This is a genomic window from Streptomyces sp. NPDC025784, assembly GCF_055558435.1.
On record NZ_JBVHMN010000050.1, the window covers coordinates 1 to 1,468 of the forward strand.

The 1,468-nt window shown below is 66.2% G+C and carries 1 protein-coding gene; it reads left to right on the forward strand.

What is annotated here, in order from left to right; genetic code table 11:
- Nucleotides 1-42 precede the first annotated feature (42 nt).
- On the forward strand, nt 43-1,272 hold the full coding sequence (locus ACZ4IF_RS44555) for an IS4 family transposase (RefSeq protein WP_467575017.1): 1,230 nt from the start codon (nt 43-45) through the stop codon (nt 1,270-1,272).
- Nucleotides 1,273-1,468: the final 196 nt, after the last annotated feature.

Sequence of the window (1,468 nt, forward strand, 5' to 3'; positions counted from 1 at the left end):
CAATACCGGTGACTTTGATGGTGGTGGGTCGTTGGGTGTGGTGTGCCAAGGCCTGGACAGGTGAAGTCGTCAGGTGAGCGGTTGTCGGATCGGATCGCTCTGGGTGTGCTGACGCGGGTGTTTCCACCTGAGTTGGTGGATGAGGTGATCGTGGAGTGCGGGCGTCAAGAGCAGCGTTCCCGGCTGCTGCCGGCTCGGGTGGTGGTCTACTTCGTGCTCGCGATGTGTCTGTTCTGCGGGCAGGGCTATGAGGAAGTGGCCCGTCTGCTGACGCAGGGGCTGGAGCGGGTGCGGCGGTGGGAGAAGCCGTGGCGGGTGCCGACGACGGCGGCGATCGGCCGGGCCCGCAGGCGGTTGGGCCCGGAGCCTTTGGTAGTGCTGTTCGCGCGAGTGTGTCGGCCGGTGGCCGCCCCGGACACGGCCGGTGCCTGGTATCGGCGGTGGCGTCTGGTCGCGGTGGACGGCACCACGTTTGATGTGCCGGACACCGAGGCCAACAACTCGTTCTTCGGCCGTCCCGGGTCGGGGCGGGGACAGCAGCGCAGTGCGTATCCGCAGGTGCGGGTTGCCGCTCTGGTGGAATGCGGGACACACGCGGTGTTCGCCGCGGCGTCGGGCCCGCTCTCGGTGCACGAACAGCAGCTCATTCCTGGGTTACTGGGCCGGCTCGAGCCGGGAATGCTGCTGATGGCCGACCGCGGCATCACCGGATTCGAGCTGTGGCAGGCCGCCTCCGGCACGGGGGCGGACTTGTTGTGGCGTGTGCGCAAGAACATCGTGCTCCCGGTCCTCGAAGCCTTCGATGACGGCTCGTACCTGTCCGAGATCGTCGCCACCAGCGACCGCACCCGTCGTGATCCGGCCCGGGTCCGGGTCATCGAGTACACGCTCGGCCGCAACGACGACACGATCTACCGGCTGATCACGACCATCTGCGACCCGACGGAGGCTTCAGCCACCGACCTGGCGGGCCTCTACCACCAGCGGTGGGAGATCGAGAACACGTTGGACGAGATCAAGACCCATCAGGGCGGACACCGTCTCGTCCTCCGCTCGCAATACCCCGATGGCGTTGAGCAGGAAATCTACGGTTTCCTCCTCGTCCACCACGCACTTCGGGACATCATGCACGGGGCCGCCCACCAAGTCGGCCTCGACCCGGACCAGCTGTCCTTCACCCGCACTCTCCGCATCGCCCGCCGCCACGTCACCGACCAGGCGGCGCTTTCCCCCCTCACGACTCAACCGAGCCCTGACGCACACCATCCGTGAGCTTCTGGAACGACTCCTGCCACCCCGCAGACGACGCTCCAACCCCCGTGTCATCAAACGCAAAATGACCAACTGGCACCTCAAACACACGCACCACCGGAACCCGCCCCGACCACCCACCGCGGCAATCACACTGGTCCCGCCCACCAAAACAACTAGCAGAGGCCAGAAAACCGCCTAAATCACCGGTATTGGG